The following is an 11,868-nucleotide window of genomic DNA, read 5'->3' as shown; positions in this document are numbered from 1 at the left end:
ATTTCTGTTACCATCCCAACACGATTCACCTTGCAAAGTGGCAGTGACTATGAAATTTGTCTCTTTTAATATCAACGGCCTGCGCGCCCGTCCCCATCAGCTTGAAGCGATTGTCGAAAAACACCAGCCCGATGTGATCGGCCTACAGGAGACAAAAGTCCACGACGAAATGTTCCCGCTCGAAGAGGTCGCGAAGCTGGGCTATAACGTTTTCTATCATGGACAAAAAGGCCATTACGGCGTCGCGCTGCTAACAAAAGCCACGCCCATTTCCGTCAGACGCGGTTTCCCGGATGATGGCGAAGAGGCGCAACGCCGCATTATCATGGCGGAAATCCCCTCGCCGCTGGGTAATATCACCGTCATTAACGGCTATTTCCCGCAGGGGGAAAGCCGGGATCATCCGTTGAAGTTCCCCGCGAAAGCGCAATTTTATCAGAACTTACAAAACTATCTTGAAACGGAACTCAAGTGCGATAATCCGGTATTAATTATGGGCGACATGAATATCAGTCCGACCGATCTGGATATTGGCATCGGCGAAGAGAACCGCAAACGCTGGCTGCGTACCGGTAAATGCTCCTTCCTGCCGGAGGAGCGTGAATGGATGTCACGGTTACTGAAGTGGGGATTAGTGGACACGTTCCGTCAGGCGAATCCGCAAACAATGGATAAATTTTCGTGGTTTGATTACCGCTCAAAAGGTTTCGTGGATAATCGCGGGCTGCGCATCGACCTCTTGCTGGCAAGCGCTCCGCTGGCGGAACGTTGCGCAGAAACCGGTATTGACTACGACATTCGCAGTATGGAAAAACCCTCCGACCATGCGCCGGTCTGGGCGACGTTTCGTGTTTGATTTCGCTTTCTGATTAACCGTAAGGCCGGGATAGCGCGACGCTTCCCGGCAGGAATAACGACCTTAACGACAATGATAAAAAAACTCGATGTTGTTGCCGCCATCATTGAACGCGACGGCAAAATTCTGCTGGCCCAGCGCCCAGATCATGCGGATCAAGCCGGTTTATGGGAATTTGCCGGCGGTAAAGTCGAACCCGGCGAAACCCAGCCGCAGGCGCTTGTCCGTGAGCTACGCGAAGAGTTAGGGATTGATGCCACGCCCGGCGTCTATATCGCCAGCCATCAACGCGACGTGTCTGGCCGACGAATTCATTTGCACGCCTGGCATGTGCCTGCGTTTAACGGCCTGATACGTGCGCTGGAACATCAGGCATTAGCCTGGTGTACGCCGGAAGAGGCGCTGGAATACCCCCTCGCCCCGGCGGATATTCCGCTATTGCAGGCGTTTATGGCTTTACGCGACGCCAGACTAACGGATTCGTGCTGATGGTTTTTTCGTCACGCTGGCACTGGAGCAAGACGCCTTCCACTTTGATTACCGCGCCTTCGGAGTAATTCTGATCCTGGTAAACGCAGCACTGAATGCAGGGCTGGGATGACTGACCGCGCGTGCTGAAAACTTCCGGCGGGACATTCACCTGAATATCAGGACGACTGTTCTGGTTTGCCAGCCCGACCATTGGCATTATCGCCATCACGGCGACCACGAGGCTTCGGCACATAGGAGTTCCTTATTTTTCTAAGTATATTCTCAGTATAACGGTAAGCCGCCGTGAAAACTTTAATCCTCTTTTGTCATCGCTTTTAGTTATGACCCTCGCCCCGTTATGAATTTACTTAGCAGCGTCATTTTTTTCTTGCTTACCGTCACATTGCTGATGGTATAGTCGAAAACTGCAAATACATATTCTGATAAAACGCAAATACAACCACATTAATATATAAGAGGTTTTTATATCTATGGATCAGACATGTTCTCTGGAATCGTTCCTCAACCATGTACAAAAGCGCGACCCGCATCAAACCGAGTTCGCGCAAGCCGTCCGTGAAGTCATGACCACCCTGTGGCCGTTTCTTGAACAAAACCCCCGTTACCGCCACATGTCTTTACTGGAACGTTTGGTTGAACCAGAGCGCGTAATTCAGTTTCGCGTAGTGTGGCTGGACGACAAAAACCAGGTGCAGGTAAATCGCGCCTGGCGCGTGCAGTTCAACTCTGCTATCGGCCCCTATAAAGGCGGTATGCGCTTCCATCCTTCGGTAAACCTTTCCATCCTTAAGTTCCTCGGCTTTGAGCAAACCTTTAAAAATGCCCTCACCACGTTGCCGATGGGCGGCGGTAAAGGCGGCAGCGATTTCGATCCGAAAGGGAAAAGCGAAGGCGAAGTGATGCGTTTCTGCCAGGCGCTGATGACTGAACTGTATCGCCATTTAGGGCCGGATACCGACGTGCCTGCCGGGGATATCGGCGTGGGCGGGCGCGAAGTGGGCTTTATGGCGGGAATGATGCGCAAGCTTTCCAATAACAGCGCCTGCGTCTTCACCGGCAAAGGGCTTTCCTTCGGCGGCAGCCTGATTCGCCCGGAGGCGACGGGCTATGGCCTGGTCTACTTCACCGAAGCGATGCTTAAACGTCATGGTCTCGGTTTCGAAGGGATGCGCGTCGCCGTGTCCGGCTCCGGCAACGTAGCGCAATACGCCATTGAGAAAGCGATGGCCTTTGGCGCGCGCGTGGTTACCGCGTCGGATTCGAGCGGGACGGTGGTCGATGAAAGTGGCTTCACGCCAGAGAAGCTGGCGCGTCTGTGTGAAATTAAAGCCAGCCGTGACGGTCGCGTCGCTGACTACGCCCGTGAGTTTGGTTTAACCTATCTGGAAGGCCAGCAGCCCTGGAGCGTACCGGTGGATATCGCCCTGCCATGCGCGACGCAGAACGAACTGGACGTTGACGCCGCGCGCGTACTGATTGCCAATGGCGTAAAAGCCGTGGCGGAAGGGGCAAATATGCCAACCACGATTGAAGCGACCGATCTCTTCCTTGAGGCGGGCGTACTGTTTGCGCCGGGTAAAGCCGCCAACGCGGGCGGCGTGGCGACATCAGGGCTGGAAATGGCGCAGAACGCCGCGCGGTTGAGCTGGAAAGCCGAGAAAGTGGATGCCCGTCTGCATCACATTATGCTGGATATCCACCACGCCTGTGTCGAGTACGGCGGCGATAATAAGCATACCAACTACGTTCAGGGCGCCAACATCGCCGGTTTCGTGAAAGTCGCCGACGCCATGCTGGCGCAGGGCGTCATTTAATCCCGTCGTCAGGCCAGATGGCTTTACGCTTATTCGGTCTGACGGCCTGTCTCCTCAGCAGGCGGGCTTTTTTTGCCCGCTCGCTTGCGCGGCGCGCTCTTTTTCTTTTCTCCGCCACCTGGCGCGACTATCCCTCTGAAGCGCTTCACCGGCGTGCGCTTAGCCTGATCGATCAGTTGATATAACGTGCCGACCAGCGGTTGCATAAAATCCTGGTAACGGCACTGCTTTTCGCTGATTTGCGTCAAAACAGATTCCCAGTGCGCGGTCATATCTGGACGGGCCGCCATTTCCGGCAGCGAATGTATTAACGCTTTGCCAGCATCGGTAGAATGAATGTAGCGACCTTTTTTGGTCAGAAAGCTACGTTTGAACAGCAGCTCGATAATCCCGGCGCGCGTGGCTTCCGTCCCCAGCCCATCGGTCGCGCGCAGGATCTTTTTCAGATCTTTATCCTGCACGAAGCGGGCAATTCCGGTCATCGCGGAAAGCAATGTCGCATCGGTGAAATGACGCGGCGGCTGGGTTTGGCGTTCGACCACTTCCCCCTTTTCACACAGCAACTCATCACCTTTGGCGACAACCGGCAGCGGCGTACCGTCGTTTTCCTCGTCGCGCTCTTTACTGCCCAGTAACGTCCGCCAACCGGCCTCCGCCAGAAAACGCGCTTTGGCGACAAATTTTCCTTTGGCGATTTCCAGTTCAATAACGCATTTACGAAACACCGCGTCCGGGCAGAACTGCATCAGATACTGACGCGCAATCAGGGTGTACACTTTCGCTTCGTTTTCCGTCAGATGGACAGAAGAACTGCGCGCCGTCGGGATAATCGCGTGGTGCGCATCCACTTTTTTGTCATCCCAGCAGCGATTGCGCGTATCAGGATTAACCACAGGCTGCGGCAGTAAATCCGGGGCGTGGACGCTAATCGCGTTCATGACCGCCTGCCGTCCGGCAAAGTGTTCTTCCGGCAGATAACGGCAGTCGGAACGCGGATAGGTAATCAGTTTGTGGGTTTCATATAGCTTCTGACAAATATCAAGCACGTTTTGCGCGCTCAGGCCAAAACGTTTAGCGGCTTCAATCTGTAGCGTCGAGAGCGAAAACGGCAGCGGCGCGGATTCTGATTCCCGTTTATCATTATAACTGGTTACCAGCGCGGGCTGACCGTTGATTCGGTTCACTACATGCTCCGCCAGCGGACGATGAAGCAAGCGCCCCTCTTCATCCTGATAAGGTTCGCACGCCTCGCTCGGCTGCCAGATAGCGGTAAAACGCTCGTCGGCAGGCGTAACGATGTGCGCCTTCACTTCAAAGAAGTCTTTGGCGACGAAGTTCTCAATCTCTTCATCTCGCCGCACCACCAGCCCCAGTACCGGCGTCTGTACGCGTCCCACGGATAACACACCCTGATAGCCGGCATTACGGCCCAGGATCGTGTAAGCGCGGGTCATATTAATGCCATACAGCCAGTCCGCTCGCGCTCGCGCCAGCGCGGAGACGCACAGCGGCACGAAGTCGCTGTTCGCCCGCAGCCTGTCAATAGCACGCTCGACCGCCTGCGGGTTAAGGTCGTTTATCAGACAACGCCGTACCTGCTGGCGCTTTTCGGCAGGAAGCTGGAGATAATCCAGCACTTCATCAACCAGAAGCTGCCCTTCGCGATCCGGGTCGCCGGCGTGAATAATTTCACCGGCTTGATGCAAAAAGCGCTTAATCACATTGAGCTGTTTGGTGACGGAAGGACGAGGCTGAAGCTGCCATTTTTCCGGCACGATAGGCAGGTCAGCCAGATTCCAGCGCGCATAACGGCTGTCATACGCATCCGGCTGCGCCTGTTCCAGCAAATGACCAATACACCAGGTGACGACCTGCCCGTTTCCGCACTCAATAAAACCATCGCCTTTACGGTGCGGTCTTGGCAGCACATCCGCAATGGCGCGCCCCAGACTCGGTTTTTCGGCAATAAACAACCGCATCAGGTTAACGAATCTCAACCATAGCGCGACCGCCGCGGGCCTCGACCAGTTCACCAATCGCGGTCAGATCGATACCAAATTCCGCCGCGGTGGCTTTAACATCGTCTTCGGCGTCCGGCGTTACCGCCAACAACAGACCGCCTGACGTTTGCGGATCGCACAGCAGGCTACGAACTTCACGCGACATGTCGCCCATCAGATGACCATAGCTGGCGAAGTTGCGCTCTGTGCCGCCCGGTACGGCGCCCAGAGCAATATACTCTTCCACGCCCGGCAGTTTAGGGATGTCCTGATAGCAAAGCAGCGCCTGCACGCCTGCGCCCTGGCACATCTCGCTCAGGTGCCCCAGCAGGCCAAAACCGGTAACGTCAGTCATAGCTTTTACGCCGTCGATATTGGCAAACGCCGCGCCAGCAATGTTCATCCGACACATGACTTCCGTCGCCAGCCCCTGATGTTCAGGCTTAAGCAGCGATTTTTTCTCGGCGGTGGTCAACACGCCAATCCCCAACGGTTTGGTCAGAAAGAGTTTGCATCCCGCCTGCGCGGTACTGTTTTTCTTCACCCGTTCGGTCGGCACTACGCCTGTGACCGCGAGACCAAAGATCGGCTCCGGGGCGTCAATAGAGTGTCCGCCCGCCAGCGCGATACCGGCCTGACGGCAGGCAAAACGCCCCCCCTCGGTCACTTCACGCGCAATATCGGGCGACAGGGTATTAATCGGCCAGCCAAGGATCGCGATCGCCATAATCGGTTTGCCGCCCATCGCAAAAATATCGCTGATGGCGTTTGTTGCCGCAATGCGGCCAAAATCAAACGGGTTGTCGACTATCGGCATAAAGAAGTCGGTGGTGCTGATAATACTGGTGCCATTACCCAGATCGTAAACCGCCGCATCATCGCGGGTTTCATTACCCACCAGCAGGTTCGGGTCGACGAACTTCGCCTGCTCGCTATGCAGGATAGTCTCCAGCACTTTAGGGGAAATTTTACAACCACAACCAGCGCCGTGGCTGTATTGCGTTAAACGAATGGCTTGCTCGCTCATGGACATCTCCTGTCATTGCATTCGCGCTATGGTAGCGCTCATTCCCTGATGTGGTAAGTATCACTGTCTGAATTACCGCGCCTTTGCTCAGAATCCAGACAGTTTTATCCCTCAGCGTCAGAAATAACGCACAAACGGCGTGGGGTCGGGGGTACCGATCGTCGTTGACGCTTTGAGCTGCGGCGTGCCGAGATAGAGAAAACCAACAATTTTATCCTGCGGGCGGCACTCAAAGGCTTCCCGCACGATAGCGCTCTCCGTTAATGCGCCGCTACGCCAGATACCATTAAACCCTTGCGCAATCGCCGCCATTTGCATCGCCATCACCGCGCATCCGGCAGACATCTCCTGTTCCCACACCGGAACCTTATGGTTTTCTTCGCATTTCGCCACCACGGTAATGATCAGCGGCGCGCGAAACGGCGCATTACGCGCTTTTTCGATCGCTTTCTCATCGCCTCCGGCAGCGACAGCGCCTTGTTCAAGCACGGCGCTGAAGCGGTCGCGCCCCTCTCCTTCAATCACAAAAAAACGCCACGGCTGTAGAGATTTATGATCGGGAACACGCATTCCCGCCCGCAGAATGTTCTGTAATTGCTCTCCGACAGGCGCCGGTTCTGCGAGACGAGAGGCGCTACGACGGTTGACCAGCAGTTCTAGTGCATCCATTTGATTAACTCCAGCAATGATATTTATTCACAAAATTAACACGGGAGCGGATTTTGTTACAGCGCAGGCAGTGATTCCTGCTGACAACTGCCTGATGGGTCATTACGATAGCCACATCTTAATGCTTTATCCTCACCAAGGTATAAGCGTTGTTACTCAGATAGGGAGAATACATGCGAACCCTGTGGCGATTTATTGCCGGATTTTTTAAATGGACGTGGCGAGTGTTGAACCTCGTCCGTGAAATGGTACTCAACCTGTTCTTTATTTTTTTGGTTCTGGTGGGCGTTGGGATCTGGATGCAGATCGGTAACGGCAGCAACAGTGAGCAAACGGCGCGCGGCGCTTTGCTGCTGGATATTTCCGGCGTCATTGTGGATAAACCCTCCACCAATCACCGTCTGGGCGCGCTGGGACGCCAGTTATTTGGCGCCAGCTCCGACCGTCTGCAGGAAAACTCCCTGTTTGACATCGTCAACGCTATTCGTCAGGCGAAAGATGACCGTAACATCACGGGTATCGTTCTGGATCTGAAAAACTTCACCGGTGCCGATCAGCCGTCAATGCGCTATATCGGTAAAGCGCTGCGCGAATTCCGCGACAGCGGCAAACCGGTTTTCGCCGTGGGTGAAAACTACAGCCAGGGTCAGTATTACCTCGCCAGTTTCGCCAATAAAATTTGGCTTTCCCCACAGGGTCAGGTAGATCTTCACGGCTTCGCTACGAATGGCCTGTACTACAAAACGCTGCTGGATAAACTGAAAGTCTCTACCCACGTTTTCCGGGTCGGCACCTATAAATCCGCCGTCGAGCCGTTTATCCGCGACGATATGTCGCCCGCCGCCCGCGAGGCCGACAGCCGCTGGATAGGCGAACTGTGGCAGAACTACCTGCATACCGTTTCCGCCAATCGCCAGATTTCGCCGCAACAACTCTTCCCCGGCGCGCAGGCTATTATCGACGGGTTAACCAGCGTGGGCGGCGACACCGCCAAATATGCGCTCGACCATAAACTGGTGGACGCCCTCGCCTCCAGCGCAGATGTTGAAAAAGCGCTGACGAAGCAGTTTGGCTGGAGCAAAACCGAAAATAACTATCGCGCGATCAGCTATTACGATTATTCGCTGAAAACGCCTGCGGATACCGGCGGTACTATTGCGGTTATTTTCGCCAATGGCGCGATTATGGATGGCGAAGAAACGCCAGGGAATGTCGGCGGCGACACTACGGCATCGCAGATCCGCGACGCACGCCTTGATCCTAAAGTGAAAGCGATTGTGCTGCGCGTCAATAGCCCAGGCGGTAGCGTCAACGCCTCCGAAGTTATCCGCGCCGAACTGGCGGCGGCAAGAGCGGCTGGCAAACCGGTGGTGGTCTCAATGGGCGGCATGGCGGCCTCCGGCGGTTACTGGATCTCTACGCCGGCAAACTATATCGTGGCCAGCCCCAGCACGCTGACGGGTTCAATTGGCATCTTCGGCGTCATCAATACGGTAGAAAACAGCCTGTCGTCGATTGGCGTACACAGCGACGGCGTTTCCACCTCGCCGCTGGCGGATATTTCGATGACCAAAGCGCTGTCACCGGAAGTGCAGCAGATGATGCAACTCAGTATTGAGTACGGCTACAAACGCTTTATCACACTGGTGGCAGACGCGCGTAAGCGTACGCCGGAGCAGATTGATAAAATCGCACAAGGCCATGTCTGGACCGGAGAAGACGCGAAAGCCAATGGTCTGGTGGACAGTCTCGGCGACTTTGACGACGCCGTCGCCAAAGCGGCGGAGCTGGCGAAACTGAAACAGTGGCATCTTGATTACTATCAGGACGAACCGACGGTCCTTGATATGGTCATGGACAGTATGACCGGATCAGTACGCGCCATGCTGCCGGAGGCCATTCAGGCGATGCTCCCGGCGCCGCTCGTTTCCGCCGCCAACACGGTGAAGGCCGAGGGGGATAAACTGGCGGCATTTAACGATCCGCAAAACCGTTATGCGTTCTGTTTGACTTGCGCGAACGTTCGCTAATGCTTCATCAATAGCCATACCGGATGGCGGCGTCTGCTCATAGCCGCCATCCGATAATCATTAATACGTCCTTCGCGACACGACTGAACATTATCATGCAAAAGAAATCAATTTACGTTGCCTATACCGGCGGTACTATCGGTATGCAGCGCTCAGATAAAGGGTATATCCCGGTGTCCGGGCACCTTCAGCGCCAGCTGGCGCTGATGCCGGAATTCCACCGCCCGGAGATGCCGGATTTTACCATCCATGAATATGCCCCGCTGATGGATTCATCAGATATGACGCCGGAAGACTGGCAGCATATCGCTGCAGATATCAAAGCGCACTACGATGAGTATGACGGTTTTGTTATTCTGCACGGCACCGACACGATGGCGTTTACCGCATCGGCGCTCTCTTTCATGCTGGAAAATCTGGGTAAACCGGTTATTGTGACAGGGTCACAAATTCCGCTGGCAGAGCTGCGCTCCGACGGGCAAATTAATTTGCTGAATGCACTTTATGTCGCCGCCAACTATCCTGTTAATGAAGTAACGCTGTTTTTTAATAATCGTCTGTTCCGCGGCAATCGCACGACCAAAGCCCATGCGGATGGTTTTGACGCTTTTGCCTCTCCTAATCTGCCGCCCTTGCTGGAAGCAGGAATTCACATTCGCCGTTTAAATACGCCTCCCGCGCCCTACGGTTTTGGTGAATTAATCGTACACCCTATTACGCCGCAACCGATAGGCGTAGTGACGATTTATCCGGGGATTTCCGCCGAGGTAATACGTAACTTTCTGCGTCAGCCGGTAAAAGCGCTGATTCTGCGCTCTTATGGCGTAGGCAACGCGCCGCAAAATAAAGCGTTTTTACAGGAGCTGAAAGAGGCCAGTTCGCGCGGCATCGTGGTGGTTAACCTGACGCAATGCATGTCAGGGCGAGTCAATATGGGCGGGTACGCTACCGGTAATGCGCTGGCGCACGCTGGCGTGATTGGCGGTGCCGATATGACCGTCGAAGCCACCTTAACCAAACTGCATTATTTGTTAAGCCAGGGTCTGGACACTCAGGCGATTCGTAGCGCGATGGCGCAAAACTTGCGTGGTGAATTGACGCCGGATGATTAAAAAATCCCGACGACAAGGAGAAGATAATGACAAACCGGGCCTTATTACTGGTCGACTTGCAAAATGACTTTTGCGCCGGCGGCGCGCTGGCTGTAGCGGAAGGCGACAGCACCATCGACATCGCCAACGCTCTTATTGACTGGTGCCAGCCCCGGCAGATTCCGGTGCTGGCCAGCCAGGACTGGCATCCCGCGCAGCATGGCAGCTTCGCCAGCCAGCATCAGGCGGAACCCTATAGTCAGGGAAAGCTGGACGGGCTGCCGCAAACGCTCTGGCCGGATCACTGCGTTCAACATACCGACGGCGCGGCGTTACATCCCCTGCTTAACCAACATGCGATTGACGCCTGCATCTATAAGGGTGAAAACCCGCTGATTGATAGCTACAGTGCGTTTTTTGACAACGAACATCGGCAGAAAACTACCCTTGATACCTGGCTTCGCGAGCATGACGTTACCGAGCTTATCGTGATGGGGTTGGCGACCGATTACTGCGTAAAATTTACGGTGCTGGATGCGCTAGAGTTGGGCTATGCCGTTAACGTTATCACCGATGGCTGTCGCGGCGTGAATATTCACCCGCAGGATAGCGCACACGCGTTTATGGAGATGGCGGCGGCAGGCGCGACGCTGTATACGCTGGCAGACTGGGAAGAGACGCAGGGCCAGGCTGTCGCCAGGTAGCGTAGCAGGTATCGTATCCGGTCAATACATCACGCAACGGTGAGACCATTGCATAGATCTTTGGGCCGGATACGTCACGTCAGCGTCGCTACCAGGCAAAGCTCAACGCAGGCTGGAGAGCGCTTCTAACGAAACAGATTACAAAGCGCGGGCTGGCCGGCGCAATGTTCTGGGAATAAGGCACCGATGACAATAACCAGTTAGCGACACAGTTGGCGGACTCGCTGGACATTAAGCGTTATTCGTAAAAATATGGCGGGCCTGTGTCTGGCAGCAATGAGCAGGCCCGGTAAGCACAACGCATTGGCAATTAAACCACCGGATGGCGACTACCTCTTATCCGGCTGCCGTTACTGCATTTTCAATGTCGCAATCGGCTTTGACGTAATACCGAAATCCGCTTTGAGCTGCTGCTTGCTTTTCATCACCATCTGACCGTGAGTATCGATCGTCATATGTTGCGCTTCGGTATTGTGCCGCGCCTGCCATAGCATCACCAGCTGTAGGCTGTTTTCTTTCTGTTCCGGCGTCAACGCCACGCCATCCGGCCATTTACCCAGCTCAACGGCGGTGGATAAACGTTGATACACTTCCGGCGTCATGCTGTTAATGATCTCATCAAAATTCATGATGTGTCCGCTCCTGTGGAATAATTTGCTGAATCGTTTTTTCAACCTTTCAGTTGATCGCCGTTTTTCTCGTCAGAAAAGGCCAGCGAGGCCGAATTAACGCAATAGCGCTCACCGGTTGGCTGCGGCCCGTCCGGGAAAACGTGTCCGAGATGCGCATCACAGTTTCCGCAACGAATTTCGACACGCTGCATGCCATGAGAAAAATCGTCTATGTAACGAATCGCCTCTTCGCTGACAGGCTGGTAAAAGCTAGGCCAGCCGCAGCCTGAATCGTATTTGGTGTGGGAGTGAAAAAGCGGCGTATCACAGACCAGGCAGTGATAAACCCCATCGCGTTTATTATGTAGCAGGCGTCCGGTAAATGGCGGTTCTGTGCCACGATCCTGCGTCACATAGAATTGCATTTCGGACAATTTTTTCTTGAGTTCTTCTGCTGAAGGTTGGTTAGCCATTTGCTCACATCTCACTTTAAACGTGCTCACATTGCCTGACCGATTCTAACAAAACATTAACACCTCAGTACCAACTTTTGTTCTAAACTTGATCATTGCGA

12 protein-coding genes are annotated in these 11,868 nt (G+C 54.5%); 6 read left to right on the top strand and 6 right to left on the bottom strand.

Going from position 1 to position 11,868, the window contains the following annotated elements; all coding sequences use genetic code 11:
* Positions 1-49: 49 nt before the first annotated feature.
* Positions 50-856, top strand: coding sequence for an exodeoxyribonuclease III (gene xthA, locus ACLD3P_RS01580; RefSeq protein ID WP_000673954.1), 807 nt, complete (start codon positions 50-52; stop codon positions 854-856).
* Positions 857-928: 72 nt separating this feature from the next.
* Positions 929-1,345, top strand: a complete 417-nt coding sequence (locus ACLD3P_RS01575; RefSeq protein WP_001527820.1) for a pyrimidine (deoxy)nucleoside triphosphate diphosphatase — start codon at positions 929-931, stop codon at positions 1,343-1,345.
* Here ACLD3P_RS01575 and ACLD3P_RS01570 read toward each other — a convergent pair.
* A complete protein-coding gene (locus ACLD3P_RS01570) occupies positions 1,305-1,580 on the bottom strand; it encodes a YnjH family protein (protein ID WP_000336847.1) in 276 nt (91 codons plus the stop codon). The two genes, ACLD3P_RS01575 and ACLD3P_RS01570, sit on opposite strands and share 41 nt — an antisense overlap.
* A 238-nt stretch (positions 1,581-1,818) precedes the next feature.
* Between ACLD3P_RS01570 and gdhA the strand changes: the two genes are divergently transcribed.
* Positions 1,819-3,162: an NADP-specific glutamate dehydrogenase gene (gene gdhA / locus ACLD3P_RS01565; protein ID WP_000372865.1), complete on the top strand. Its 1,344-nt coding sequence runs from the start codon at positions 1,819-1,821 to the stop codon at positions 3,160-3,162.
* A 29-nt stretch (positions 3,163-3,191) separates the two neighbouring features.
* Here gdhA and topB read toward each other — a convergent pair whose 3' ends face one another.
* The 3 genes from topB to ACLD3P_RS01550 form a co-directional block, all read right to left on the bottom strand.
* Entirely contained in the window at positions 3,192-5,141 is a 1,950-nt protein-coding gene (gene topB / locus ACLD3P_RS01560; protein WP_411006351.1) for a DNA topoisomerase III, read from the bottom strand.
* Positions 5,142-5,145: 4 nt separating this feature from the next.
* Positions 5,146-6,189 carry a selenide, water dikinase SelD gene (gene selD, locus ACLD3P_RS01555; RefSeq protein WP_001294888.1) on the bottom strand — a complete coding sequence of 348 codons (1,044 nt, stop codon included), beginning with the start codon at positions 6,187-6,189 and terminating at the stop codon, positions 5,146-5,148.
* Positions 6,190-6,306: 117 nt separating this feature from the next.
* The gene (locus ACLD3P_RS01550) at positions 6,307-6,858 is read right to left on the bottom strand and encodes an NAD(P)H nitroreductase (protein ID WP_061378393.1); all 552 of its coding nucleotides are present in this window, start codon (positions 6,856-6,858) and stop codon (positions 6,307-6,309) included.
* A 173-nt stretch (positions 6,859-7,031) separates the two neighbouring features.
* Here ACLD3P_RS01550 and sppA point away from each other — a divergent pair, with 173 nt between their 5' ends.
* The 3 genes from sppA to pncA all read left to right on the top strand — a co-directional run bounded on the left by sppA (position 7,032) and on the right by pncA (position 10,683).
* Positions 7,032-8,888 carry a signal peptide peptidase SppA gene (sppA, locus tag ACLD3P_RS01545; RefSeq protein WP_001259884.1) on the top strand — a complete coding sequence of 619 codons (1,857 nt, stop codon included), beginning with the start codon at positions 7,032-7,034 and terminating at the stop codon, positions 8,886-8,888.
* A gap of 95 nt (positions 8,889-8,983) precedes the next feature.
* Positions 8,984-10,000 (top strand): asparaginase, encoded by a 1,017-nt coding sequence (gene ansA, locus ACLD3P_RS01540; protein WP_411006350.1) that lies wholly within the window; start codon positions 8,984-8,986, stop codon positions 9,998-10,000.
* 26 nt (positions 10,001-10,026) lie between these two features.
* On the top strand, positions 10,027-10,683 hold the full coding sequence (gene pncA / locus ACLD3P_RS01535) for a bifunctional nicotinamidase/pyrazinamidase (protein WP_000184707.1): 657 nt from the start codon (positions 10,027-10,029) through the stop codon (positions 10,681-10,683).
* Between the two features lie 350 nt (positions 10,684-11,033).
* Here pncA and ACLD3P_RS01530 read toward each other — a convergent pair whose 3' ends face one another.
* Positions 11,034-11,312, bottom strand: a complete 279-nt coding sequence (locus ACLD3P_RS01530; protein WP_079834900.1) for a YeaC family protein — start codon at positions 11,310-11,312, stop codon at positions 11,034-11,036.
* Between the two features lie 41 nt (positions 11,313-11,353).
* Entirely contained in the window at positions 11,354-11,767 is a 414-nt protein-coding gene (msrB, locus tag ACLD3P_RS01525; RefSeq protein ID WP_001519539.1) for a peptide-methionine (R)-S-oxide reductase MsrB, read from the bottom strand.
* Positions 11,768-11,868: the final 101 nt, after the last annotated feature.

The sequence above is a fragment of the Salmonella sp. 741265073_HBA genome (assembly GCF_046569105.1).
Lineage (GTDB): Bacteria > Pseudomonadota > Gammaproteobacteria > Enterobacterales > Enterobacteriaceae > Salmonella > Salmonella enterica.
Note: the sequence above shows the minus strand (reverse complement) of the source record. Positions and strands in the feature narration are given on the sequence as shown.

Bases quoted from the DNA above. Each gene is read 5' to 3' on its own strand.
- xthA (WP_000673954.1), top strand. From the start codon at position 50: ATGAAATTTGTCTCTTTTAATATCAACGGCCTGCGCGCCCGTCCCCAT.
- ACLD3P_RS01575 (WP_001527820.1), top strand. From the start codon at position 929: ATGATAAAAAAACTCGATGTTGTTGCCGCCATCATTGAACGCGACGGC.
- ACLD3P_RS01570 (WP_000336847.1), bottom strand. From the start codon at position 1,580: ATGTGCCGAAGCCTCGTGGTCGCCGTGATGGCGATAATGCCAATGGTC.
- gdhA (WP_000372865.1), top strand. From the start codon at position 1,819: ATGGATCAGACATGTTCTCTGGAATCGTTCCTCAACCATGTACAAAAG.
- topB (WP_411006351.1), bottom strand. From the start codon at position 5,141: ATGCGGTTGTTTATTGCCGAAAAACCGAGTCTGGGGCGCGCCATTGCG.
- selD (WP_001294888.1), bottom strand. From the start codon at position 6,189: ATGAGCGAGCAAGCCATTCGTTTAACGCAATACAGCCACGGCGCTGGT.
- ACLD3P_RS01550 (WP_061378393.1), bottom strand. From the start codon at position 6,858: ATGGATGCACTAGAACTGCTGGTCAACCGTCGTAGCGCCTCTCGTCTC.
- sppA (WP_001259884.1), top strand. From the start codon at position 7,032: ATGCGAACCCTGTGGCGATTTATTGCCGGATTTTTTAAATGGACGTGG.
- ansA (WP_411006350.1), top strand. From the start codon at position 8,984: ATGCAAAAGAAATCAATTTACGTTGCCTATACCGGCGGTACTATCGGT.
- pncA (WP_000184707.1), top strand. From the start codon at position 10,027: ATGACAAACCGGGCCTTATTACTGGTCGACTTGCAAAATGACTTTTGC.
- ACLD3P_RS01530 (WP_079834900.1), bottom strand. From the start codon at position 11,312: ATGAATTTTGATGAGATCATTAACAGCATGACGCCGGAAGTGTATCAA.
- msrB (WP_001519539.1), bottom strand. From the start codon at position 11,767: ATGGCTAACCAACCTTCAGCAGAAGAACTCAAGAAAAAATTGTCCGAA.